Annotated in this window: 23 protein-coding genes and 1 other RNA gene; 5 read left to right on the top strand and 19 right to left on the bottom strand. The window is 45.7% G+C overall.

Annotated elements, in window-relative coordinates:
• Window positions 1-5 precede the first annotated feature (5 nt).
• Entirely contained in the window at window positions 6-542 is a 537-nt protein-coding gene (locus tag E8L90_RS11935) for a hypothetical protein (RefSeq protein ID WP_137033409.1), read from the bottom strand.
• A 207-nt stretch (window positions 543-749) separates the two neighbouring features.
• On the opposite strand from E8L90_RS11935, the gene E8L90_RS11940 reads away from it, so the two are divergent.
• Entirely contained in the window at window positions 750-1,931 is a 1,182-nt protein-coding gene (locus E8L90_RS11940) for a NupC/NupG family nucleoside CNT transporter (RefSeq protein WP_137029590.1), read from the top strand.
• Window positions 1,932-2,211: 280 nt separating this feature from the next.
• On the opposite strand, the gene E8L90_RS11945 is transcribed toward E8L90_RS11940, so the two are convergent.
• The 12 genes from E8L90_RS11945 to rnpB form a co-directional block, all read right to left on the bottom strand.
• Complete coding sequence (locus E8L90_RS11945) at window positions 2,212-2,952, bottom strand: class I SAM-dependent DNA methyltransferase (protein ID WP_137033411.1); 741 nt, start codon at window positions 2,950-2,952, stop codon at window positions 2,212-2,214.
• Between the two features lie 256 nt (window positions 2,953-3,208).
• Window positions 3,209-3,520, bottom strand: coding sequence for a hypothetical protein (locus E8L90_RS11950; protein WP_137029591.1), 312 nt, complete (start codon window positions 3,518-3,520; stop codon window positions 3,209-3,211).
• 83 nt (window positions 3,521-3,603) lie between these two features.
• Window positions 3,604-5,646, bottom strand: a complete 2,043-nt coding sequence (locus tag E8L90_RS11955; RefSeq protein WP_137029592.1) for a molybdopterin-containing oxidoreductase family protein — start codon at window positions 5,644-5,646, stop codon at window positions 3,604-3,606.
• Window positions 5,647-5,737: 91 nt separating this feature from the next.
• Window positions 5,738-6,913 carry a DUF418 domain-containing protein gene (locus E8L90_RS11960; protein WP_137029593.1) on the bottom strand — a complete coding sequence of 392 codons (1,176 nt, stop codon included), beginning with the start codon at window positions 6,911-6,913 and terminating at the stop codon, window positions 5,738-5,740.
• 44 nt (window positions 6,914-6,957) lie between these two features.
• The gene (locus E8L90_RS11965; protein ID WP_137029594.1) at window positions 6,958-7,551 is read right to left on the bottom strand and encodes a TetR/AcrR family transcriptional regulator; all 594 of its coding nucleotides are present in this window, start codon (window positions 7,549-7,551) and stop codon (window positions 6,958-6,960) included.
• A 380-nt stretch (window positions 7,552-7,931) separates the two neighbouring features.
• Complete coding sequence (locus E8L90_RS11970) at window positions 7,932-8,318, bottom strand: hypothetical protein (RefSeq protein WP_244297203.1); 387 nt, start codon at window positions 8,316-8,318, stop codon at window positions 7,932-7,934.
• A 131-nt stretch (window positions 8,319-8,449) separates the two neighbouring features.
• Window positions 8,450-9,076: a hypothetical protein gene (locus E8L90_RS11975; protein WP_137029596.1), complete on the bottom strand. Its 627-nt coding sequence runs from the start codon at window positions 9,074-9,076 to the stop codon at window positions 8,450-8,452.
• Between the two features lie 104 nt (window positions 9,077-9,180).
• On the bottom strand, window positions 9,181-9,327 hold the full coding sequence (locus tag E8L90_RS30755) for an aspartyl-phosphate phosphatase Spo0E family protein (RefSeq protein WP_244297204.1): 147 nt from the start codon (window positions 9,325-9,327) through the stop codon (window positions 9,181-9,183).
• 781 nt (window positions 9,328-10,108) lie between these two features.
• The gene (locus E8L90_RS11985; protein WP_137029598.1) at window positions 10,109-10,594 is read right to left on the bottom strand and encodes a MarR family transcriptional regulator; all 486 of its coding nucleotides are present in this window, start codon (window positions 10,592-10,594) and stop codon (window positions 10,109-10,111) included.
• 88 nt (window positions 10,595-10,682) lie between these two features.
• Window positions 10,683-12,203, bottom strand: coding sequence for a monooxygenase (locus tag E8L90_RS11990; RefSeq protein ID WP_137029599.1), 1,521 nt, complete (start codon window positions 12,201-12,203; stop codon window positions 10,683-10,685).
• 162 nt (window positions 12,204-12,365) lie between these two features.
• Window positions 12,366-14,702 (bottom strand): S-layer homology domain-containing protein, encoded by a 2,337-nt coding sequence (locus E8L90_RS11995; RefSeq protein WP_137029600.1) that lies wholly within the window; start codon window positions 14,700-14,702, stop codon window positions 12,366-12,368.
• Window positions 14,703-14,981: 279 nt separating this feature from the next.
• Window positions 14,982-15,371, bottom strand: an RNA gene (rnpB, locus tag E8L90_RS12000) — RNase P RNA component class B.
• 115 nt (window positions 15,372-15,486) lie between these two features.
• Here rnpB and E8L90_RS12005 point away from each other — a divergent pair.
• Window positions 15,487-15,795 (top strand): iron-sulfur cluster biosynthesis family protein, encoded by a 309-nt coding sequence (locus E8L90_RS12005; protein WP_137029601.1) that lies wholly within the window; start codon window positions 15,487-15,489, stop codon window positions 15,793-15,795.
• A gap of 13 nt (window positions 15,796-15,808) precedes the next feature.
• A complete protein-coding gene (locus E8L90_RS12010) occupies window positions 15,809-16,342 on the top strand; it encodes a gamma carbonic anhydrase (RefSeq protein ID WP_137029602.1) in 534 nt (177 codons plus the stop codon).
• Window positions 16,343-16,441: 99 nt separating this feature from the next.
• On the opposite strand, the gene E8L90_RS12015 is transcribed toward E8L90_RS12010, so the two are convergent.
• Window positions 16,442-17,125, bottom strand: coding sequence for a DUF1385 domain-containing protein (locus tag E8L90_RS12015; protein ID WP_137029603.1), 684 nt, complete (start codon window positions 17,123-17,125; stop codon window positions 16,442-16,444).
• Window positions 17,126-17,202: 77 nt separating this feature from the next.
• On the opposite strand from E8L90_RS12015, the gene yfkAB reads away from it, so the two are divergent.
• Window positions 17,203-18,318 (top strand): radical SAM/CxCxxxxC motif protein YfkAB, encoded by a 1,116-nt coding sequence (yfkAB, locus tag E8L90_RS12020; protein WP_137029604.1) that lies wholly within the window; start codon window positions 17,203-17,205, stop codon window positions 18,316-18,318.
• Window positions 18,319-18,349: 31 nt separating this feature from the next.
• Window positions 18,350-18,604 carry an alpha/beta-type small acid-soluble spore protein gene (locus tag E8L90_RS12025; protein ID WP_137029605.1) on the top strand — a complete coding sequence of 85 codons (255 nt, stop codon included), beginning with the start codon at window positions 18,350-18,352 and terminating at the stop codon, window positions 18,602-18,604.
• A gap of 2 nt (window positions 18,605-18,606) precedes the next feature.
• Here the strand turns inward: E8L90_RS12025 and E8L90_RS12030 are convergent, their stop codons facing one another.
• From E8L90_RS12030 to E8L90_RS12050, 5 genes are all read right to left on the bottom strand, one after another.
• Window positions 18,607-20,016: an MDR family MFS transporter gene (locus E8L90_RS12030; protein ID WP_137029606.1), complete on the bottom strand. Its 1,410-nt coding sequence runs from the start codon at window positions 20,014-20,016 to the stop codon at window positions 18,607-18,609.
• 182 nt (window positions 20,017-20,198) lie between these two features.
• Window positions 20,199-20,387 (bottom strand): hypothetical protein, encoded by a 189-nt coding sequence (locus E8L90_RS12035; RefSeq protein ID WP_007724315.1) that lies wholly within the window; start codon window positions 20,385-20,387, stop codon window positions 20,199-20,201.
• 100 nt (window positions 20,388-20,487) lie between these two features.
• Window positions 20,488-20,829 carry a LysM peptidoglycan-binding domain-containing protein gene (locus tag E8L90_RS12040; protein WP_137029607.1) on the bottom strand — a complete coding sequence of 114 codons (342 nt, stop codon included), beginning with the start codon at window positions 20,827-20,829 and terminating at the stop codon, window positions 20,488-20,490.
• 149 nt (window positions 20,830-20,978) lie between these two features.
• Window positions 20,979-22,199, bottom strand: a complete 1,221-nt coding sequence (locus tag E8L90_RS12045) for a metal-dependent hydrolase family protein (RefSeq protein ID WP_137029608.1) — start codon at window positions 22,197-22,199, stop codon at window positions 20,979-20,981.
• A 169-nt stretch (window positions 22,200-22,368) separates the two neighbouring features.
• The gene (locus tag E8L90_RS12050) at window positions 22,369-23,904 is read right to left on the bottom strand and encodes a fumarate hydratase (protein WP_016739747.1); all 1,536 of its coding nucleotides are present in this window, start codon (window positions 23,902-23,904) and stop codon (window positions 22,369-22,371) included.
• Between the last annotated feature and the right edge of the window lie 37 nt (window positions 23,905-23,941).

Here is a 23,941-nt window from a genome sequence, read left to right on the forward strand (position 1 = left end):
TTTCGTTACTTTTTGGTTCTTCCCCGTTGTTTGGTTCTACGCACGGGTTGTGCCTTCGGGTTGAGGGGAAAGGTAGCCAGAGATTGGTATCTCAGATCAAACTGCTCGCCTGAGCGTTTCATGATCGTGAACGTTTTGGTTGCGCCGATTCGGATCAAACGGTAGTCCACTTGTGTTTTCTTCCCTCCCCCGCCCAATATCGCAGCCACGGTTCGATGATTCGGCAGATTCACTTTTATTTGCAACGACAGCACGGTTGCAGGAAAGGGTGGGATATCACGATAAGGAATACAGAGCTTTCCTTTCAGTATCCGCAAATGGAGATTCCGAATCATCACTTCCGTCAATTGCTTTCCCCAATACCGGCGGAAAATACGGGAGATTTTTCGTTTCGTGTTGTATTTTTCGGGCAATGGCGTGTAATCCACACCGTTTACGGTATAAACAGGCTTTCCTCTAGGCGAATTCGCGATCTGAGTCCAGACATGCTCTGCTGAAGTAATAAACTGCTTGAGCCTCTGCAACTCATCCAAGGATTTCACCTCCTCCATAAACCGTATGGTGGTGGGCTTATGCTAGTACGCCCGATTTCAGTGTTCCAAACGCAACGGGCGATAATTCTGAACATACATATAAATTGCAATCATATTATCGAGATGATAGAATATAAACCGCTTTCACTTCTCTTGTCGGGAAGTGCGTTTTTATGCCTTTTACGTTTAGCACTATTTAATTTCTTGGAGGTTGTAATGAATTTTATCATTCCCATCGCTGGCATACTCATCGTGATCGGGTTAGCATTGTTAGGAAGCAATGGACGTAAACAGGTCAAATACAGACCGATCATCGTCATGATTGCTCTGCAATTTTTGCTCGCCTTTCTTCTTCTGCAAACCAAGTTTGGGGTTATATTCGTTTCAGCCATTTCCAAATCGTTTGAAAAGCTTCTTGCTTTTGCTGGGGAAGGAATCAATTTCGTATTTGGTAATCTGGCAAACGACGGACAAATGTCCTTTTTCCTTGGTGTATTGCTCCCAATCGTCTTCATTTCCGTTCTCATCGGTATTTTGCGTCACTTCAAGATTTTGCCAATTATCATGAAGGCAATTGGCTTTGTTCTAAGCAAAATTAACGGCATGGGTAAGCTAGAGTCTTACAACGCTGTTGCTTCTGCTATCGTTGGCCAAAATGAAGTATTCATCACCGTGAAGAAACAGCTCGGTTCCTTGCCGGAGCACCGTCTGTATACGCTGTGCGCGTCAGCCATGTCCACTGTTTCAATGTCGATTGTCGGTGCGTACATGACGATGATTGAGCCGAAATACGTTGTCACCGCCCTGTTCTTGAATCTGTTTGGCGGCTTTATTATCGCTTCGATCATCAACCCTTATACCGTGAAAGAAGAAGACGATTTGCTCGAGATTCAAAGCAATGAGAAGCAATCCTTTTTCGAAATGCTTGTCGAGTACATCATGGACGGCTTCAAGGTAGCGGTAGTCGTTGGCGCAATGCTGCTCGGTTTTGTTGCTTTGATCGCAGCTGTGAATAGCTTGTTCGGCATGATTTTCGGCTGGACGTTCCAAGAAATGCTCGGATTCGTCTTCGCTCCTTTTGCCGTCCTGATGGGCATTCCTTTTGGGGAAGCGATGAAGGCTGGTAGTATCATGGCGACGAAGCTCGTAACGAACGAGTTCGTAGCGATGATCGAGCTGGGCAAAGTCGTATCTGAACTCTCCCCACGTACAGTAGGAATTCTTTCTGTCTTCCTCGTTTCGTTCGCGAACTTCTCCTCCATCGGCATTATCGCTGGTGCGGTGAAAGGGCTAAATGAGAAACAATCCAATGTGGTCGCTCGCTTCGGGTTGAAGCTGTTGTTCGGTGCCACACTGGTTAGTCTTTTGTCTGGTGCCGTCGTCAGTTTTGTTTTGTAATCAAAAAGAAGAAGTGTCCCTCTGCCATGTGCGGTAGGGACACTTTTTTTATGGTTGGATTGGCGCTTCTCGTTTTTATACAACACCCCATCCCTTCTTAATAGATGAATGGTATCACCGTTACATTCAACGCTTTCATTTGTCCAGAGAAAATAAAGTAGTAGACTGATGTTGGCGTAACGTGAATACTTTTATCTTCTCGGTGTATCGTACGGATAATCCATCTAAAAATCCCCTCGACCTGAGGGGATTATTTCTATTGCAATGCGTTACGTCTCTCCTAACATTTCCTACAAACACTAATGATAGATGAAGATGACGGAGAGAACGGCGTTTTATCCCAGTCAGCATATTGATGTTCGACGTGAAAGCCGTGACGGGTTAATAAAGAATGCAGCGTATCCTGATACGTGAACCGACAAGCAATTCGGGAAGTCGTTCGCGTATACCCCCAATCACGCATCGTGACCCAATGCATGATATGCTGGCTAGCATCGTAACATTGTGTGCCTGATACCTTGACGTTATTCCCATCCTTATCAATAAATGATCCCCATTCTGTCTCCTCTTGATCGGATAAATCCGTTCCCTCCGGATTACGGGTCTCGAATGAAAAAATTCCATGCGGTTGTAAATGTTTGTGAACGGTCGTGAGCAAATCGATTTGATCTTGATCACTTAAGAATGCCTGAAATGCATTACCAGTCAAATAAATCATCGAAAATCGCTTGTCCGATTCGAAGGTACGGGCATCGCCTTCCATAAAAGTAACAGTCAACCCTTCCGCCTTCAACCGCGCATATGCGAGCATCGCTGAAGAGATATCTACACCGGTAATCGTTATGCCGGCTTTCGACAGGGGTATCGTTGTTAAGCCTGTACCACAAGCAAGTTCTAATACTTCCCCAGGACTCGATCTAGCAAGCTCAAGATAGAACTGATATTTGTCCATTTCACCGCCAAATTCAAGATCGTAATTTACCGGATCTTGATATTCTTCAAGATTGCTATGTTCAATCAACGTCATTCCCCTTTTCATAACATTTCGAATTACCAAAAATGAATCTATTGAATAAAACAAACACCATGTTCCATTGAGAAAAAATAATTTCCATAAGAAAATGTGTTAATTGAAAGGAAAGCCCCAGCTATCCTGCCCGTTCGTTGAACCTAAGAGCTTGCTCGGGTGGACCTGCCATTTTTCTATTTCGTAAAAAAACAATACTCAGCTTCTTCGAAATGTTCCTCTAATACGGGTAAGGGAGTATACTCACTCATCATGTTTGGTCCATAAACTCCTCCGCTACTTTAATATCTTTTGAAAGCAGTAATTCTGGATATTTTCTGTCTACCCGATTTAAACATTCGATAAAATCTCGACTATTCACTCTTGCAGAGATATCCTCAAAAATTTCACTAAGCCAATAAGCTTCTTGCTCTGTGCAAGCCTCGAAGAACTCGATGGTTTCTAGCGTGTTGGCACTCAGCAGCTCCGTTAGCCTTTCCCAGAAATCATATACCTTTGGATCATTCAGGTGAAGTTCTGACCGTTCTTTTATGAGTTGCTTTATTAGTTTGGAATCAAGCATAAGACGCTTCCTCCCCTTTTTGCGTCACATTCACGAAAAAATGGAACAGCGAGTGCCATTGCAGTTAGGGCACTCGCTGTTTGTTATCGAATGATCTTTTCCACATCAACACGTCCAGAGAAAAACGTCGCTCCTCCACCCATATCCGCGATTCGATCGGGTGTGAGGGCATTTACATAATGCTTTGGACCTTCATTGTCTGCCCATAAGCCTTGACTCACTACGACGCCCGAGAGAACATTTTCGCCAACTGCTGCCACGAGCTCGCACTCTCCCCGCTCATTCCATATGCGGACTGTATCTCCATCACAAATGTCTAGAGCACTAGCATCCGCCACATGCATGTGTAAACGAGGTATTTTTTCCATCTTCTTATGTTTTTCATTATTCGAGAACGTGGAGTTCAAATAATTGTGATTGGGCCCCGGGACAAATAAATATGGGAAATCCCCATCATTCACCAAAGGCGTATACGTCGGTAACGGAGGCAGCCCTCGTTTGGCCATTGCTTGCGAGTAAAGCTCAATTTTACCACTTGGCGTGGGAAGGTGTTCCAAAAAGAAAGGTTCCATATTGGCTTTTGCATATTGTTTTTCGACCAACGTTTCATACGTGATTCCTTCCAAATGGGGATTACCATGCCCCTGTAACGCCTGTCTGACCATTTCTGCATCACTGTCTTGAAAAGCAGGTTCGTCATATCCCATGGCAGCAGCCAGCAAGCGGAAAACATCCGTATTGGACTTGCTCTCCCCAAATGGGGCAATCACCGGTTGCTGAAGTTGAATGTAATGATGCCAATACGACGTGTAAAAATCCGTATTTTCATAGGAAGACGTCGCTGGTAAAACGATATCGGCATAAAGAGCCGTCTCCGTCAAAAATAAGTCGTGTACGACCGTGAACAAGTCCTCTCTCGCCAAGCCTTGCCGCACTTTGTTTCCTTCTGGTGCGACAATGGCTGGATTGCTCGTATAGACAAAGAGCGATTTCACCGGCGGCTCTGTATCGAGCAACGCTTTTCCTAGTTCATTCATGTTGATGACTCTCGTCTGTTTATCAGCCAGCAAATCTGGTCGCTGCACGGCAAGCTTGTTGTGCTCCAGGAAACCTTTATTCCCTTTATTGGCCCCACCGCCTTTGACAAGCCACTGCCCTGTCAGGGCCGGAAGACAAGCAATGGTTCTTACACACATTCCACCATTGTCGTGATGCTGAATGCCATTTCCAATGCGAATAAAAGAGGGGGATGTCATGCCATACATTCTCGCCAATTTGTAAATATCGTCGACAGGGACACCCGTTATGGCGGATACGGTAGTAGGATCGTAGGTACGTACATGCTCCCGCAGCTCTTCATGTCCTACCGTATACTTCTCCATAAAGGCTGAATCTACCAAGTTTTCAGCAAAAAGTACATGCATGATGCCCAAAGCCAAAGCCGTGTCAGTTCCAGGCAAAATTGGGATAAACCAATCAGCCCATCGACCCGTCTGATTTTTATGGACATCAATCACGACGATTTTCGCCCCATTTTTTCGAGCCTGTTCCGCAAACACCACTTGATGCATGTTGGTGCTAACCGTATTGATCCCCCACATGATGAACAACTTGGTAGTAACGGTGTCTTCCGGATCGGTTCCAAAAGCTCCACCCATCGTGTAGCTGTACCCTACCGCCCCTGCACTATTGCATATCGTACGGTCAAGCTGACTGGCCCCCATTCGATAGAAAAAACGGCGATCCATTCCTTCCACACTAATCCGCCCCATGTTTCCGTAAAAGCTGTAAGGCAAAATGCTCTCGGGACCGTCTGCGTCGATTAAGGTACGCCAGCGTTCGGTTATGGTAGTGATGGCTTCCTCCCAACTGATTCGAACAAACTCCCCGCTCCCTTTTTTGCCAATACGCTTTAACGGATACGTGAGTCTCTTGGGATCGTAAATGCGCTCTGTCATGTTGCGGACTTTGTTGCAAATATTCCCCTTCGTCACCGGATGGTTCGGGTCCCCTTCGATTTTGACGATTTTCCCCTCTTTTTTATGAAGGAGCAATCCACATTGGTCCGGGCAATCAAGTGAACAGACTGCTGGAAAAACACCGTTTTCCTGGGTCGTATAAGTCATGGAGGTTCCCTCTTTCTCATAACGGTAACTAGCTTTTTACGCTATTATAATCGATTGAAAAAAGAAGGTACTACCCCTGCTGAATGAGAAGTTAATGATTTTTATTTTTATATACCAATCGTCTCATTGCGAATTCTAATGGGCCGTTCAGCTTCTGTCTTTCTAAAATCGTGGCCAATAGCAGAGACAGACTCCAAATACCCACGGCAACCAAAGCAGCCATTCCGTTACTAACACGTCCCCCTAAATCAAGTGCTACTGGTGACAAGAATAAAACCAGCATCGCCTCATTCCATACATAGAATGTTAAGGAACGCTTCCCTAAAGCCATAAGTGACCGGAGGAAAGGCCCTACTTTTTTTACCTTTGCCCCCATGATTCCAAAGAGCGCCGCATAGGCTAATCCTCCAGCAATTCCGGTTAGAATGTGGAATCCATAAACGAAGCCAGCGAGAAAAAAAGGAGGGTTCCATATGTTCCCAATAAGGCTTAAAGGCACTGCTCCTAGTAAAGAAACAGCTAAGCCAATCGTTGTTAGGAAAGAAAGTGTTCGTAACTGTTGCTCTGGCTTGGTTAATAATTGATAGTTGGCAATCCACATTCCGAGCAAAACGGAAGGAAGAATCGGGAACATGCTATGAATCAAAATCGGGATAAATGGAAAAGAAATCAAACTATACATCATTGTGCTAAGATAGGTGTCTGTAGCTAAAACCTCCGGCGGAAACCCATAATCTCCGATGGATTGCATCATGAAGCCCCATACTATCGGATTCACGATGATGTAGAATAACGTGATAATTATAAAGGTTCGGATCAGCGTCTTGATTTCACGTGTTAACAGCCAACTAACGAGAAGTCCAGCTATCCCGTAGGCCATTAAAATATCTTGACCGCCAATGATCACCGCTAAAACTGCTCCAAATACGATCAAATACCAGGAACGCCTCCGGACCACCTGTAAGGCATCTTTTTCTCTTTTTCCTTTCGTAATTTGACTATGAAAAGCCAGTACCAAACCATATCCGAATAAAACGGCAAACATCGGTCTCGCTCTGTTATCAATGATGAACATACCAAAAAGATTCACAACTTGATCAAAGAAATTCTGACTTTCCACTCTGTGAATGATCCCAGGTTCCAAAGCGTACAGATACAGCGGGGCATGCGCGAGTGCAATAAGTAGTAACATAGCGCCTCTGGCTAGATCTAATGAAACGGCACGTTTTTTTGTCTCCGCCGTTTTCATAGGAGGTAAAACGGACATATGATCCTCTCCTTGTGTTCGTTGAAAAAAGTTCAGCGGTCTCGTTAGACAATGAGCTTCTTCACCATTTTTACGAGCTCAACCGCATATTGCTCCATGGGTATAGATGAATTCGGTTTAAGCATTCTTTCCTCGATCGCCCCGATAATAAAGGATGCGACTATTTCCGTTTGAAAGGAGGAAGTAAACTCCCCATTCTGTTGGCCTTCCTCGAGAATATCTATTACCATCTTTCTAAGTCCGTCCTCCTCCTGTTCGTCTTCCATTCTGTAATAAGGCACCCCATTTTCATTCCGAGCAGTAAAGACAATCTCAATCAAGGCAATCGTATGTTTGTAATGGGTTTCTTGATAAGCCAGATGTGCCTCTATAAAAGCTTCCAGTTTTTTCGTTGCAGAATGTGATAACCCAACGTTCCTACGAATAAAATCAAGTTGCTTCGCTACCAGAAACAGTAAGGTATGATTCATTAGATCAAGCTTGTCATGAAAGTGATAAGAAATAAGCCCAGTGCTTATCCTGGCTTTTTTTGCTACTTTCGTTAGGCTTAAGTTGTGATAACCAACCTCTTCCAATGTATCAATACAAGCAAGTACAATCTGCTCTCTTCTAGCCTCGGCAATAAAAGAATCAGTCATTGCTATTCAACTCCTGATGAATCACTTTGATCGATTAATCAAAAAAATGATTGGTCGTTCAATCAAATTGTATGTAGGACGATTTCATTTGTCAAGAAGACACCGAGGCAATGAAAAGGACCCCATCAGTTCCTATCGATTAGATGTTCGTTTAACTCAAGATGATATGCCTCGTTCTTCCTTTCATCATTCATAAAAAGGCTATTTGAAAGATAATGAGCAGAAAACGAAGTTGTTGAATTTTATCTCACATCATTTTTATATTTTGTGCAATAGGAAGAGTAAAGCGACAGGGAGATAGCAATAGCTACCTCCCTATTTGTACTTTGCTCCCACTTTCCGTTTTTTAAAACAAACTCTAATTCGTAACAAGCGATTTGCTACTTCTTATTATCTTCAGGAAGTAGCGAATATTCTAAACCCATAAAACTAGCTACAGAGAGCTTTTCTTCGTTTATGACCTGGAATCGGTAATTAGCAGGAGACAATAGCGCCTGGTTATCAGCTTCCGACAAATTTTCTTTTAGCTTTAGCTGTTGCGAAATCGTATACCGACTCTCTTTACTGTTTAACTCAATTTGAACGAGTGAAGGAGTCTCAGCAAGCAAATTTTTAATTGTCTCGTTACCCGGCATATCTGCAAACGAAAAGTAAATGGGCTTTTCCGTATGCATCATTTTTTCTCTCAAATCGTCCGAAATTAAGATTCGTAACGTGAGTTCTGCCGAATTTCCATTTTTTGTTACTACAAGAACAGATGTTTTCAAATTCTCCCCTGTAATTTCTTCGAAATAATCGTAGACGCTTACATATGACTTCTCTTTAGGGACTGTTACTACCTCTCTACAACCACTAAGAAGGATTATGACCAGAAGGAGAAGTATCTGGAGAGGTCGGATCATAGATCTTTTGATTTTTTACTAGAATACTCTTTGTACGAGTATTTGACGTTAACGTAGTTAGAATCTACTACTCTGCCTTGAAAATATTCGACTAAGCTTCCAGTTGTTTTTACAGCTTTTGATCCGTATTCAACAGTTGTAATCGTACGCTTTGGTATGACCCAACTGTGAGTTGTTTCTATAACGTCTTCTTCTCCAAATGAAACTTCTGCATTAATCCCCACTTTCCCCTCTATTATCCTCCAGTTGACTTTCGTCTCGGCTTCCAAACCTATTTTTCCGGTCAGAAAGGTTTTTCTTGTAACCTTTCTTGAAAAAGAATCGTTTTCGTTACTATCATTTTCAATATCAGCTTCATAAGATTTTGATTTGTATAGGTCCTTCTTAGACATTTCATACACTTTGCCAGTCATATCATTGCCTAAGGGACCAATCTTAGATGAATCACTCTTTGTAAGGGCATCTGTAAAATCATACTCTACTGGGTTCTCATATACACGTTCAACGATTTTTAGGTTACCTATTTTAATAGTCTCACCTTGAGTTGCGAAGGCAGAACCAGCTCCAGATACAACTAAACTGCTAAGTAAGAGAGTTGCAAAAGAAATTTTCTTAATATTCATCTTTAGCCTCCTGTATATTATCAGAAATTTTAAACACAGAACAACTGTTACATATATTTACAATTCGGTTTGTGATTACCTCAATTCAAATAAAACCTTATTTCTTATTTTTGCATCATTCTTGATTGAATGACCAGAATGTACTGATCTAATTGCTGACTTAATTTCACAACTTCATCATCCAACAAATCATTCTTCTCCAAAAACAATTGCACCAGTTGTTCCCGTAATTGTTCCACAATGTTTTTCAAATGATCTACATCGCGATATGTTCCTCCTTCCCGATCTAACGGTAGCGTGGTACATTTACTTATAGGAGCTGTATCTGCTCCTCCTGCGGGCGTTCCATTAACCTGACGAATGGGTGGAACGCCCTTTCTATATGCAATTGCTCCTATGTTTATCACCTCCCTTTATTTTACAATAGATACATTTATAACTATACTGCAAACTCCCAAATTCACTGTTCTTAGAAAAATGGGAAAATAACAAAAGCATCCCTTTTTTGTTTGGGATGCTTTTTCGAACCCTTTATCAAACTCTATTTATAGAAGCCTGGCCAACGTTGGAAAATAGCCCAAAACTCAAAGCCATGGTTAACAAAACAAAAAATCTCTCCCTTCTAAAATGGCTTGATAGTGATTTTTTTGCTCATTTGTTACGTGTGGCAAGTGTTTCCAAAACTTTGTGACACAACGTTTAAATCCTTGGTGATAGGTCATTTTGTCAGATAAATCTAGGCACAGGAGTAACTGATCTATCGCTTGAGACGTGTTTCCTTTTCTAAATTCATATTCAGTATAAGGTTCAGATGGCCACGCTTTAGCTCTCCCCTCTATATAACGAATCGCTACGTCCAGTCATTACCCCCGTTTCGTGCTATGTCTATTGCTATAATAATTCTAGGTGATAATTATGTTTCTTGAACCCATGTTACTAGATCAACGATACAAACCGTTTCATTTGTCAAGCGGACCCCGCAGCAACAAAAAGGGCCCCATCAGTGTGATGGCGCCCCTTTGTTTTTCGATTTTAGAAATCCCAATCCAGCAAGTCCTCCAGCAGTTCGCGGGAAAATGCTAATTGCTCCGGTGTGTATTTATCCAGAAAGCTCATAAATCGCTGTTCAATGTCCTGATGCATCCGGTGATGAATTTTATACAGCTTTTGTCCCTTTGCGGTTAGCCGATAGTACACTTCTTTCTTATTATCAACCAGCTGTTGCCTTTTAATTAAATCAAGCTTCCATAACTTTTTGCTAATCCGCGTTATGGACCCTTTCGTTAAATTGACTTTTTCCGAAATCGTAGTGACGTTGATGGGACCATGATCGCCGATACACGCAATGAAATGAATTTCGGATAGCGTAAGGTTTAGTTTGATTCCCATCTCGGATTCCAGCTTCAGCATCTCTTCTGCCATACGCGCAGTCAATTTGCTTTCTCGCAGCTCTTGCTGTGTGACTAGCTGAATGTAAAGCTGTATGATCCGCTGCTTGGAAAGGTCTGTGTTTTGCATATCATGTCTCCTAGATAACCATCTCCTCTCCATTATATACTGATTGTTTCGAGAAAAACAATTTCATTTTGTTTCGCACAAAACAATACTATTGTAATGAATCACGCCCGCACCAGTGGGCGATTCCTTTCCGAATAGCTTCCATTGGATTAGACTCCGACTGGGAAACCGCCCAAGCGACATATCCATCCGGTCGAATTAACGCTGTATGTACGTCATGCCAATCAGCAGTTTCCTTAGCAAGTGAAGCGCGAACGACAAGGACATGCTTGTATTTCGACCAATCGAGACCATCGTACAATTGTTCATCCCAGCCGAAATGGAGCAAGAGGAAGGAACCTGAATGAAAAAGTTCGTATGCATGCTGGCACACACCGTTTTCCAGACGGAGATTCAACTCTGTAAAACGTCGACCATTCAATACATGCGGCTGCCTCTCCCCGTCCGGTTCATACTGGACATTGAACGCAGAGATTTGGGTAGCGAGCTGATAATTAGCCTCGGGTATTTGTAGCAGGTTGGACACCATATTCCTCAATGCGTTGATGGTTGGTGAGAATTCTGAACCACCGAACAGCAACGACTGCACCTGTGTATTTGTCAGCAATGCGGTATTGATGGGGAAACGCTCCGTATGATAGCTGTCCAACAACCAATCCGGTGCCCAGCCTTTTACCTGGGCCGCCAGCTTCCAACCCAAGTTGATTGCCTCTTGCAAGCCAACGTTCATCCCCTGTCCGCCGGCTGGAAAATGAATGTGCGCCGCATCTCCCGCCAGGAAAATCCGTCCGTCCCGATAACGCTGGGCTTGCAAGGTAGCATTGCCAAAACGAGTCATCCAAAACGGGTCGGAAATCCCCAAATCGTCACCAAGAATACGCTGTAAACTAGATCGCAACTCCTCCAATGAAACGGGTTCTTCCTTTGGTACTGTCATTCGCTCCGGATCGATCAGCACGACTCGATGCATCCCTGCTGGCAAGGGTACAATCATGACCATACCTTTCTCATTAAAGTACGAAGGAACTCCTGATTCCGGGGGATTTTTCAAAACAACATCGCCTTGAATAGCCGTAAAAGTCGCATTCTTACCGATAAACGGAATACCCGCATGCTTGCGGACAATGCTGGCAGCGCCGTCAGCACCGACTACGTAGAGTGCCTTCAGTACAGCCTTTCCATTTGGCCCGACAGCTTCAACCTCAACCCCGTGCTGATCTTGGTGTACTGCCACTACCTCTTCTTCCCTGCGTATTTCCACCCCGAGACTTTTCGCCCACTCCTCTAGTACCTTCTCCGTGTCATGTTGGGGAAGAATCAGTGTGTAGTTGGAGGAAGAATCCAAAACTGAAAAATCTAAGCGGGTATCAAGTGCTGCAAAATGCCCCGTCGCAATCGGCTTTCCTCTCTCAAGTAGTTTCGCTTTCAATCCGCGCATATCCAGGATTTCCAGTGTGCGCGGATGTACAGTGAGTGCCCGTGAATAAGGGGTTGTTTCCCTTAAGCGCTCAAGCACGCACACCTTCACTTTGGCCAACGCCAGCTCTGCAGCCAGCAACATTCCAACTGGTCCACCGCCAACAATAATCACTTCATAATCGAATTGCATGAAACCCACTCCTTTTTTGTTTTGTGCGAAACAATCACAATATAACACATCCTCTTTTCATTGAAAATCTTTTTCAATGAAATACTTAGTAAAAACGATGTGGACAAATGAAAAGGCGACCCCCTTCTCGAATCAAGCAAGAGATCGCCTTTTTCTATTTTCTTATCGTTTTGCTACGACAATGACATAGACATGACCTTGATCATTTGTCCACAAATCTACCTTGTCCTTGGAGGAAAGGTCGCTTTCTTCCAAGTCCTTGCCATTGTAGTATTTGATCTTCGCGTCTTCCGCCATCTTCAAGCTCGTCGATACGTCATCAAAGAATACGTATTTGTCTTTGTTCACACGGGATTCAATTCCGACGAAACGCACGTTTTCCTTCGCCAGTTTTCCACTGATGGAAGCAGCAATGACATCGCCGTCACGATCAAGGGTCAATGTCACGTACTCGAATTGATCGACATCTTCAATCGCATCCTCATCCGTTACATCGTACGTCTTGCCATTAACCTCTACCTTCGCGGAAGTCACCTTGCCGTCATCGTTACGAACCTCAACAGAGTCAACCACACCGCTTACTTTCCTAGGCGCACCTGTAATGGACTTTACTTTGCCAGTGTTGTTGAGTGTCAGCGTGTACTCTTTGTCGTTAGATGCTGCATCGCTGTCAATCGTGACGCCGGACAAGAGCTCATACACTTTCCCGTTCACGGTAATTTTGGAACCGGATTTTTTCGTCACGTATCCTTTTACGGTTTGCTTTTCCAAAGTCAGCTCCACAATGTCATTCGTGCCGACGTTGTATTTCCACGTAAGAATCCGGTGGTCATTAAATTGATCGGTTTTAATCGTTGTTGGTGATACGGAGCTGCCATCGACAGTCAGCTTCGCGTTGGTCAAGATATCGTAGATTTTCCCGTCGATTTTCACAGTTGCCAGTTTTCCTGATGCATACGCGGTTGTATCTGAGACCAGCTTGTTCGTAGCTGCTCCGACACCCTGCTCGACTTTCACCAGATTTCCATTTTTGTCAAACGTAAGCACGGCAATTTGGCCGCTCGTCAACTCATCCAGCTCATCTACTTCGTCTTCGTCTACGAACAACTCGGTATCTTCATGCACCTCGTAATTGACGTTGCCAACGCGAATCAGGTTCTTGTTTGTATCAACGGTGATCGTATCTGTGAAGCTCAGCTTCGTGTAAACCAGGTCAGATACTTTGCCGTCCACATTGAGTGTCAGCTCGACCAAGTCATCCTTTTCGATGTCAGAGAACGAAGCACTTGTTGCTTTCGCCTCTGGATGCGCCTTGCCTTTAATCGTTGCTTTGGAATCCAGCGTATAGGTCGTGCCGTCTACTCTCAGCTCTTTCTTCGAGTTGGAACCGCTCACGGAAGATACTTTTTCCACAATTCCTTTTGTCGTGTTGTCGCTAATCGTGATGGACTTGATTTTGCCATTGTCGCCTACGACTGCCACAAACTTTTGGCCGATGTGAGAACGGCTTACATTTACGCCATCTTCTACTTCCAAAACGACTTCTCGACCATTTACGATTGCCTTGAATTTCTTTTCATCGCCTACAGCCGTTGTAAAATTAAGGCCAGTCTTCACGATTCCTTCGACGATTTCGGAGTCAGAAGTAACAACGGTGAGGAAAGCCACTCGTCCGTTTTTCGTGATGTATTCTACCTGCGCACCTACGATCAGATTGCCGTAAACTTGCGCGGAATCAGCCATTTCGATTTCTTTGTTTTGTCCGACTAGTTTCAGTTTTTTACCAGACTTGTCATAGGAAGCGACTGCGCCCTTCACTACTGGCAGCTTCTGAATGGTTCCTTTTGCATTGCCATCTTTGTCGTAGTATGCGCCGTTTGGGTATACAGGCGTTTCCATAAAACGATCGGTATACTTCGCAACGATATCACGCGGAGCTGCTGCTGTCGGTGTTTCTTTTGCATCGTAAATACCTGCTCTGTCCGCTTCCAGCAAGTACGGGATGTACCACTCGCTTGAGGCTGATGGACGAACGTCAATCTTCAAGCCTTGAACGTAAACAGTCAACGCTTCCGCAATTTTTACAGTGTGATTCGGTTTGAAGGTTCCATCTGGATAGCCCTTGATAATGCCTTGTGATACGGCAAGATTGATATAGCCTGACGCCCAGTGATCTGCAGGCAGGTCTTTAAAAACGGTCTTTCCTTGCAAGAGCTTTGCTTGCGCATCTGTGTACCCGAGTGCCAATACCGCAACTTTCGCGAACTCTGCTCTCGTCACTTCTTTATTCGGCTTGAACGTACCATCGGTATATCCTTTTAACACACTGGCATAATTCAATTTCAGAATCGCGTCTTTATTTACGTTTCCTCCTACGTCGGAGAATGGTAGTGCCGTCGCAGCCCATCCGGTGCCCGGCAACGCAAGCGAACCTGCCAGAACAGCTGTCGCCAATAATTTTTTGAAATCCTTGCTTGCTCGATTCTTCTCTTTTTGCAAAATAAACCCCTCCATCAATGTAACCGTTTTATCAGTTCATTCTCTCCAGCAGACACTCCCATTTGAAGAAATGATCGAATAGTCCACAGTAGAACTGTTTTCTTCGGCCGAATGCTCTTTTTAGACGACAAGGTTTCCGAAAAAGTTTCAATGCTTGTTTGCGGTAAATCATTCCACTGTTCATCAAACATGGATAGGGAGCGGGTTCACGGTATTTCGCAGAACGTAAAAAAACCACCTGAGATCTCAGGTGGTTTTACGTTTCATTCCAGCAGGAAATGCTATAAGCCAGGTTCTGTCTCTCCCGTGCTTCAAGCGGGGCAATCCCTCGCACCAAGAGCGGTAGCCATCTATCTATGGCATCCGAAGATACCATCCGTCCCTTCCGTTTGATTCCTTCAGGACGGTTCCCCTACCTAATTTGGGTTTCTCGCTCGCAGGGTTTACCGCGTTCCATCTTTTCTGTCGCCAGAAAAGCTACGTTTCTGTGGCACTTTCAGCGTACTCGGGCCTCAGAGAGAGCCCTTTCCACGCCGTCAGCAAGGCTCAACGCCTCACTGCCCTGGCTTGCACCAGGTACGAACACTCCAGGCATCTCAGCCTGGGCGAGCCTGGACTTTCCTCTACCGCCAATCGTCGAAACGATTGCGGCAGCGACTACCCACATTTCCTGCACATCAGAATCAGTAACATTTACTCTATCATATGCTTCCTGCATGGTCAACAAGCAGGATTTGGAAGGTCTATTTGTAGTACAATAGAATGGCTACGAGGAGGTATGACGATGATCACCATTACTCCAACTGCGGCAGTACGTCTTGCACAAATGATCGCGGAAGAATCGGATGCTGAACAGCTCGGAATCAGACTCGTCCCGACTACGACGGGTTGTGGCAGCTATACATATAGCATCGCCATTACAGAAGCGGACAAACTCGATATTGTCCAAACAATAAGTGGGATTTCTTTCTTTTATCAAACGCATGAGATAGACAAGCTCTCCGGGACAGTCATCGACTGCGACCCTGCAACTGGCCGCTTCTCCATTTTCCATCCGCACCCGATGCAAACAGATTGCTCGCTTACTCATTGATTAGGAGGTAACTATGCTGCTCTTATCATTTGAAAACATCAAACCGAAGATTCACCCTACTGTTTTCCTGGCAAAAGGCTCCGTCATTTCTGGCGATGTCGAAATCGGCGAGGATTCTTCTATTTGGTACAACACCGTGATCCGCGGGGACATTGCTCCAACTGTCATTGGTAAACGCGTCAGTGTACAAGACAACAGCACCCTGCATCAAAGCCCGAACAACCCGTTGATCCTTGAAGACGAGGTGACCGTTGGACATAACGCTGTTTTACATAGCTGCGTGGTACGTCGAGGCGCATTAATTGGAATGGGCGCGATTGTTTTGGATCGTGCGGAAATCGGGGAAGAAGCAATGGTTGCTGCGGGTGCACTTGTTCCTCCAGGTATGAAAGTGCCACCTCGCTCGCTTGTTGTTGGCAATCCAGCGAAAGTAAAGCGCGAACTCAACGAGGCAGACTTGAAAGAATTCGTACGCATTCGCCAATCGTACGTAGATAAAGGGAAAATATATCGCCAACTGGAAGAAAGCCCGCTAGAACGGGAGTAGGAAAAAGAAAAGGGAGGTCGAGGGCGCATTTGCACCTTCTATCCTCCCTGTTTTTTATAATTTTCGAATTTCCAAATAATGCGAGATACCGCTTTTTCCTTACGAAGCATTCTGCAATCGGTCCACTTCGCGAATGTGCTCAAAAAGCATATACGAGCGGATCGCTGTTTCTAAATGAAGCCGTTCCGGTTCTTTCGTCGTGCTGTATTTTTGAAAGAAAGCTGATAGCTTGTAAAGAAAACCAAAATATTTACGCACGTAGCGATCCCCGAGCATACCAACAAGCATTCCTGCTACCCCGCATGCGACACTCCATTCTAAGAGTAAAAAGAATACGGACAAGATGAACCCCGTAAAAAACCACACGACCAGATTCGTCGAGCAACCGTCATTCACAATATCTGCCCGTTGAATCTCTTTCAGTGCGGCTAGTGACTTCTTCCCTCCATAGCTAAACACTTTATGTTCCGCACCGTGAAATTTTTTCATCTTTTTCGGAAAAACGAAGTGAAAGCCTGCGATGTATACAGCTACCCACATAGGATCGATGATGGCCCAGTCAGGCTTCACGATCGCTGCCAGTACATAACCAGCAAGCAGGAGATGAAACAATTGATAGTACCACGGAAAGGAGAAAAATATTCGATACCAGAGCTTCCCTATCGTTTTCAATGTGATTTTTTCCGCCCACATATGAATCACGCCGTCTTTTACTTCCGCGCAAGCCAGCACATTTCGATCATGAAAAAGCACACCGCGTCCAAAAGACATCCCCATAATCATCTCGTTAGCTATTCTCCTTCCGCCCTAATGTCGTTATAATAGGTTGAGTTGTACGCAGAATGAAGGAGGTTTCACAATTGATCCGCATGGTTCCAACTACACCATTAACACCTTTACACGATCCATGGGAGCCGTTGTTCAATGCGACACCCCCCGCCTATAAACTTACCAGCGTCGAGTTTACTGTAACGAATCTGTGCAATCTCCGCTGTGAGCATTGCGCGGTTGGTGATACATTGCGATACAAAGACGATCCAGCTCTCCCTGTCGATCTCATACTCCGTCGTCTTGATGAAGCAAAAGATCTGCTTACCATCAGTATAACAGGCGGAGAACCGATGTACAGCGAGCGCACCGTGAAAACTGTGATCGCGCCTATTCTACAATATGCAGCAGATCGTGGGCTGCGGACGCAAATTAACTCCAACATGTCTATGCCGTTTTCCCGGTATGAGTTGATCCTGCCTTACATCGATGTCATGCATATTTCATGGAACTGGTCTACTCCCGAAGAATTCCATGATATTGTTTACGCAAAAGCACGGCAGTCGGTTTCAATCAAAAGAGCGGAAGCACAATTTCATGAGATGATGGAGAATACACGTAAACTCTCTGAAGCAGGTGTATTTGTCTCAGCCGAAACGATGCTGAATCATCGCACATGGACAAAGCTCGATACCCTCCACCGGCAGATTCAAGAGATGGGCAGCAAGCGACATGAGGTACACCCGATGTACGCGAGTGATTTTGCTCGTGATCTGGATGTCCTTTCACTCATTGAGCTTCGTCAAGCCATTCATCGGATGCTTGATATACGTAATGAAGATTTGTGGATGCTTTTCGGGACGCTTCCATTTTTTGCCTGTAGTCCTGAATCAGCAGACAGGGAATTGATCACCAGACTGCGCTCTGCGAAAAATGTGACGACTCGCAATGATCCAGATGGTCGCAATCGTCTTAACATCAACATTTTCACCGGCGATGTCATCGTGACTGATTTCGGGGATGTAGAGCCATTGGGCAATATTCAAACCGATCAGCTCCAGTCGATGTTTGCAAAATGGCAAGAACACACGCTGAATCAGAAGATCAATTGCTTCTGCCCTGCTGCTGGATGTGCAGGACCGAACCTGCTCGTTGCTAATACTTACTATCAGGAGACTGATTTCACTCTGCGCAAAGCACTCGTCTAATTGGACACACTAGGGCGTGAGGTGATCTACCATGAGCAGACGCAAACGCCCTCTTGTCCCCGAGGCGAGAAAAGGACTGGATGCCCTAAAAGCGCAGGTAGCACACGTTGCTGATCCCGCGCAGGCCAAATTCGAGGTCGCAGAAGAAATTCATGTTCCATTGCAACCCGGCTACAATGGACAGTTAACCTCTCACGATGCCGGTCGAATCGGAGGACGCTTGGGCGGCAGTATGGTCAAAGAGATGGTTCGGATGGCAATGGAAGGCATGAATAAAAAACTGTGATCCTATTGTTTGGGAACCCCGCTATTTGCTGGATGCGAATGGCGGGGTTCTTTGTCGAGCAACCGAGTATTGCCGAGTCGGACACTGGCTATCAAACTGATTCCAATCAGTATCAATCCAGTGACAAAGACGTCGTGCAAAGCTTCACTAAACACCAATCCTGCCCGCATCCGCCATTCTACGATGCTCCCAAACACACTGATTCCAATCGTCCCCCCAATGGAACGAAATAATTGCGATGTCGACATGGCAACACCACGCTCTTGCGGTTTTACAGCGCTGTGTGCAGCTGTACCGAGTGCCGGATAGATTGCCCCCATGCCCAGACCTGTGACAATCATGTAAATGACGAGTTGTGTGTTGGTTGTCCCGACATCAATCGTGCTCAGAAGGTAAAAGCCTGCCGCCATGATGAGTAAGCTAGGAATTAGAATCGCCCGAAAGGAAGCTTTTGCCATCCATCTTCCCCCAAGCGTCGAAGAAATCGCTGCGGATAGCATGAGTGGCACTAAAAGGAAGCCAGCTTCTGAGGGGCTCGCACCATATACTCTTTGGACGAACAAAGGGATATAAGCGATTGCACCGAACAAAGCGGCACTCACAAAGAATCCTGCGAGATTGCCATATCCAATGGCCGGAATGCGAAATAGGGACAAGGGCATCAGTGGCTCTTTTGCTTTGGTTTCAATCTTGATGAACAAGCCGAGAAATAGGATACCCGCTCCCCCTAACCCGATCTTGTATTCCCTGCCCTCCATGACAAGGGACAGCAGGATAAGAATGATGGCGGCACTCAAGCTAATCGCCCCATACCAATCAATCGCAGGCTTCTTATCGTAGTGCCGTTGATCACGAAAGGCTAGCGCAATGATCAAAAAGGCAACGATACCGATAGGAAGGTTGATAAAGAAAATCCATCCCCAAGGCAGATTCTCCACGAGAATTCCTCCCAACGAGGGACCGAGTATACTCGTCATGGCAAAGACAGCCCCGAAAAGGCCTTGAAATTTACCTCTCTTTTCGGGTGGATACAGTTCGCCCACAATGATGAATGCAACCGGCATTAATGCCCCAGCGCCCAAACCTTGGATTCCTCTCGCTGCAATAAGACCCGTCATGGAATTCGCCATGCCGCACAGGAGAGATCCTAGGAGAAACAGAAACAACCCCATCAAATACATTTTTCTCGGTCCAAACAAGTCCGCCATTTTCCCATAGATGGGCATGCTCGTGGTCGCTGTGAGCATATAAATGGCGAACACCCAGCTATATAGTGATAGACCTCCCAGCTCTTTCGTAATTGTCGGCATGGCTGTTGAGACAATCGTCTGATCCAACGATGACAAGACTAACCCCATCAGCACTCCACCCGTAACGAATCCTATGCGGCGCTTTTCCTTTTCCATCTCCATTTCACTCCCCTTTTTGAAGTCAGTTGATAACTGCTCCAAAAATATAAGGGAATTTTTAGGAAAATAGTAGACTTTTTCTTTCCGATGAGTTATTCTGATGATAGAGTCTGCCCCTAAGAAATACGAATGAATCATAAATAAAAACCGCCTCCATTATGGACGCGGTTTTTTTGTTTTGCCATTCATCTCAGCTTGTCGAGCTTTTTGGCACTTGCCTTACGAGGTCCAAGCATCGCCTTTCCTATGTCGCCCACTTTGTTTACAGAGTCAAAAACTTGGTCGATCACATCCACCAGTTCGCGAATCTGCACCACTTTTCCATAGACGCCCATGAAATGGTGTCGGACGTTTTTTCCATTTAACCCTAGCATGGCCGCACCTCCTCTTAATCCTCTCGTATCACTTTATGCAGGATCAGGCGAAGAGGAAATTGCGAAATGTGGAAAATTATTCGGCCCTCTATCCAGCAGCTTATCGTGGACGAGGCGTGCCGGTGGGACGTGGGCGCGGAGGTGGTGTCGGCGTAATGGCACGCTCCAGACGAGTGACACGGTTCTCTATTCGATCAACACGGTTATCCAGTCTGCGGAAGTCTTCCCGAAGGGCATCCACCCGCCTTTCCAGACGATCCAAGCGACGTTCGACATCCCCACCTGGAGCTGGTGTCGGGGTAATCGGAATGTACAAATTTTGACCAACGTAAATGAAGTAAGGAGGTGCGATATTATTCACGCGGATCAACTCCTGAACAGATACACCAAAACGAGCCGCAATGCTGTTCAGCGTATCTCCCGAACGGACTACATAGTTCACGAATCTCACTCCTTTTTCTGTGATCATTCGTTATTAACCTATGCCCGCCCTGATACACGCGCAATAAACCAATACCCATTTTGGCAAGAAATAGTCAAACACCCAGTACAAACGCCGTTACAAACCTGACAGGGCAAGGCTTAGCCCCATCAACAATTTGAATAGACAGTCACCCCCTCAAGAAACACCTCTTTTACTTGCTTCAACACCTCTATCTCTTGTAATGGATCACCTTTTACCACAAGCAGATCAGCAAAATACCCCGGCGCTAACGTACCGATCTTACTCCCTTGGTCCAGCACCTCAGCAGCGTTTTGGGTAGCAGCCTGGATCGCCCGAATTGGCTCCATCCCCAGCTCCACCAGCAGCTTGATCTCCTCTGCCACAGGTGTAATCGGATAGCCCTCTAATACGATATCCGTACCCGTAGCGATCTTTACGCCTGTATTCATCAATTGTACAAAGTTCTCGCGGTACGCCTTTTCCGATTCGATGAAAAAGGATCCCTGCTCCATAAGCCCTTCGCTCAATATGCCTTGATTCGCCTGTTGCTGCTCATTCCAAATATGCTTGTAATAATCAGCAATCTGAAAAAAGGTGACCATGGTCGGTACCCATACCAGTCCTTTTTCCTTCATCTGCTCCGCCTGTTCGACGGTCATAAACGTCGCATGCTCGATCGTATCAAATCCCGCATCAATCGCCATTTGGATCGCAGGCTGGGTCGAGGCATGCACACAGCATTTCCGTCCCAAGCGATGAGATTCATCAACCGCCGCATCTAGCTCCTCTTGTGTGAATTCTGGCGTTGATGTACGATGACTCGTCATGAGCTTGATCCAATCTGCTCCTGCTCTTACTTGTTCACGCACGGCTGTCCGCACTTCCCATGGACCATTTGCTTCACGCAGGGCATCCTCTAATTGCCAGCCGTGCCCCCCAGTCATAATAATCCCTTGGTTTACTTGAAAAAGACGAGGGGAAACAATGAACTTGTTCTTGGCTGCCAGCTTCAGCGTACTACACAATCCATCTGGTGCTGCTACATCGCGGATCGTCGTGACCCCCAAGGAAAGTGTCTCTTTCAAGTTCGCCGTTGCAAGTAAAGCCACCAGTCCAGCGTTATTGCGATACTCAGCGGAGTCTGGTTTGCTCCACCAATACCCGATATGAACATGTAAATCGATCAAGCCTGGCAAAATGGAGCATCCGCTGTACCGCTTAACCTCTCCTTGTGAAATGGAATCCGTAAGCTCCGATTCTTTCCCTACTGCTACAATTTTTCCTCGTTCATCAATCCCAACAGCGCCTTGTTCGATTACACGCTCTCCATCTCCGATAATGACGCGATCAGCAATCAACCATTTCATCTCTGTCCCCCCTGTCAAAAATGAAAATCCATCTGTACTCAATCGTGGTTAGTTCCTCGAAAGTTCATCATCTATCCGACTATTTCCTTCTCCTCTCCCACCTAGTTTGAAAAAAAAAAAAGCCTCCGGCAGCACGTGAAGTGCGCCAGAGGCTTTCGTGTTACATTCCTTATTTAAATACAGGTGCTGCAAACTGAGCCAATTTTTCTGCGGAAGACTTTTCCACATCCGCATGCAAGCTGTTGCCATGAGAATCCATGGTGACGATTGCTGCGAAGCCTTTTACGCGCAGATGCCACATCGCTTCTGGAATACCGAATTCCATGAAGTCGACACCTTCAACTTTTTCCAAGCATTCTGCATAATACTGAGCAGCTCCACCAATCGCATTTAAGTACACAGCGCCATGCTCGTTCAATGCTTTCAGGGTTTTCGCACCCATTCCGCCTTTTCCGATAACAGCACGGATTCCAAATTTCTTGATGATTTCGCCTTGGTACGGCTCCTCGCGAATGGAGGTAGTCGGGCCAGCCGCTTTTACATGCCACTCGCCTGCTTCGTCCTTCAGCATGACTGGACCGCAGTGGTAGATGATGCCACCGTTCAAGTCCACTGGACAGTCATGATCCATCAGGTAGCTATGCAGGGCATCGCGTCCTGTGTGCATTTCACCATTGATAATGACCACATCGCCCACTCGCAGGCTGCGGATTTGTTCTTCGGAGATTGGCGCTTGCAGAACAACCTCTCTGCGCTTTTCGCCCGCATCGTCCGTAGCTGCTACAGGGGACAAGTCCATCGCCACTTCTTCGTCTTTATAGAGGTAACGGAGGATTTCGCCAGTCTCCGGATTCAGGCGAACACCTTGACGGCGGAATGCCCAGCAGTTGTACGCAACGGATACGAAGAAGCTCGCTGGCAGGCGGTTTTCCACGCCGATTTTACAGCCCAAGAGAGTCGAATTACCACCAAAGCCCATGGTCCCGATTCCGAGTTGGTTCGCTGTTTCCATGATGTAGTCTTCCAAAGCAGCCAGATCAGCAATTGGATTCACATCGTCCACTTTGCGGAACAATTGATGCTTCGCCAGTGCATAACCGGAGGTGCGATCGCCACCGATTCCTACGCCGATGAAGCCGGCACTACAGCCTTGTCCTTGCGCTTGATATACCGCATGCAGAATGCACTTGCGAATACCATCCAGGTTGCGGCCCACTTTGCCCAGACCTTCAAGCTCACAAGGCAGGGAGTACTGGATGTTCTTGTTCTCACAGCCGCCGCCTTTGAGAATCAGCTTGATTTCGATTTCATTCTCTTCCCATTGCTCAAAGTGAATGACAGGAGTACCTGGTCCGAGGTTGTCCCCTGTGTTTGTACCCGTCAAGGAATCTACGGAGTTGGAACGCAACTTACCTGTTTTGGTTGCCTCCGCAATCATTTCTTTGATGGCTTGTTTAATGATCAGCTGGTTGACTCCAACCGGAGTTTTCACTTCGAATGTAGGCATCCCCGTATCTTGACAGATCGGAGAAACATTTTCTTCTGCCATGACGACGTTTTGCGCAATCGTAGACAAAGACAGCGCTGCACGTGTGCCAAGATCCTCTTTCACTTTAGCTGCATTGACGGCACGACGCACGTCTGGTGGTAGATTCGTAGAAGTATCCGTGATGAGTTCCAGAATGCTTTGCTTCAAGTTTTCCATCTATGACGCCCCTTTTGACGTAGTGGTGTAAATGGTA

It is taken from the genome of Brevibacillus antibioticus, from assembly GCF_005217615.1.
In the GTDB taxonomy this organism is placed as follows: Bacteria; Bacillota; Bacilli; order Brevibacillales; family Brevibacillaceae; genus Brevibacillus; species Brevibacillus antibioticus.